The sequence below is a fragment of the Microbacterium sp. MRS-1 genome, assembly GCF_000585455.1.
Taxonomy (GTDB): Bacteria; Actinomycetota; Actinomycetes; order Actinomycetales; family Microbacteriaceae; genus Microbacterium; species Microbacterium laevaniformans.
The window spans coordinates 1-1334 of record NZ_JAUF01000087.1; the positions used below are offsets into that span (position 1 = coordinate 1).

The following is a 1334-nucleotide window of genomic DNA, read 5'->3' on the forward strand; positions in this document are numbered from 1 at the left end:
TGTCCCGCGTCAAGTAGTTGGCAGGATTTCTTCTGTTTCAAAGGTGGGGGTGGTGGGGTCGGCCAGGCCGAGGTGCACCTCCAGTGGCCGGTTCCAGGCGATCGCCTCATGAGGGCGCTCGGTGTTGTACTCGACTCGGTAGTCCTCGGCCCGCTCGATGAGCGTCAAGGCGTCCGGGATCTCGTCGAGGAACAGCCGCTCGTACTTCAGCGTCCCGAACCCGCGTTCGCGTGACCCGTTCTGGCCTGGCGACTTCACCCGGGTGCGGACATGCCGAAGCTCGGGGTGACGCATGATGAACAACTCGAAGTTCAACGACCGGAACGGGCCGCCATTGTCCGTGACGATGGTGAGGACCGGCAGCAGCTCCCCGGTGTCCGCATCGACCTCACACTCGTCGACGAGCGGGTGCCCGAACAGACGCTCGTACTCGGCCAAGGCGAGTTCGATCGCGGCGATCGCGTCGTACTGGTTCGCCGTCGGCGACACATGGAACGGGTACTCGAGCTTCGAGAACCAGTCCCGACACCCCGCGATCCGCCAGGTCCCGCCCTGGGTGGTCTCGAACTCGCTGAAGTCCAGCTGCCACACCTGGTTCGGTCCGGTCGGGTTGCGAGCGAACGCTGCCTTCCGGTCCTTCGCCAACTCCCGACGCTGCTTCTGGTACTCCGACGGCAGGATCAGCCCGTCGTCACGCAGCAACCGCAGCACCGTCGCCTGCGACACCTTGTGCCCGTCGTGCCGCGTCATCGCCCAGATCTTCCGGTGACCCCACGCCGGCTTCGCCAACGCATGCTTCACCACCAGCGGCCGAGCGGCATCCCTCGCCGGCTGCGGCCACGGCCCCTTCGGCGGCTGTTCCTGTCGCGCCTTGGCCTGCCAGCGTCGCCAGGTGCGTTCGGGCATGTCGATCAGCTTGCAGAACCTCGCGGTCGACATGCCCGCCTCGACGCGGATCACCTCGAGGTCCTCGAAGGGCCCAAGCGTCCCTCCGCGGACTTCTTCCATACCCGGATCTCGACCGCCGCCTCACCGAGCGCCTGGGTCAGCTCCGCGACCGCCGCCTCGAGCTGCTGCTCCCGGGTCGAGGGCCCGTTCTTGCCCGCCGCGAGACTCGTCTTCCCGGCCTCGAGGAAGTCCGCCTTCCACCGGCCGATCGACTGCTCGCTGACCTTCTCGCGCCTGGCCGCCTCGGCGATCGTCATCTCGCCGGCGAGGATGCTCAGCACGATCCTCGTCTTCTTCTCCACCGGGATCACTGGTGGTCTTCCCATGTCGAACTCTCCGCTCAGGACTCAATCAATGGTCCTGCCACAAAGTCTGACGCGCGACAG

The 1334-nt window shown here is 66.4% G+C and carries 2 protein-coding genes; both read right to left on the reverse strand.

What is annotated here, in order from left to right:
• Window positions 1-9: 9 nt before the first annotated feature.
• Window positions 10-960 carry an integrase core domain-containing protein gene (locus AS96_RS13435; protein WP_036290774.1) on the reverse strand — a complete coding sequence of 317 codons (951 nt, stop codon included), beginning with the start codon at window positions 958-960 and terminating at the stop codon, window positions 10-12.
• Entirely contained in the window at window positions 957-1274 is a 318-nt protein-coding gene (locus AS96_RS13440) for a transposase (protein ID WP_155947594.1), read from the reverse strand. The genes AS96_RS13435 and AS96_RS13440 overlap by 4 nt, the downstream gene beginning before the upstream one ends.
• Window positions 1275-1334 lie beyond the last annotated feature (60 nt).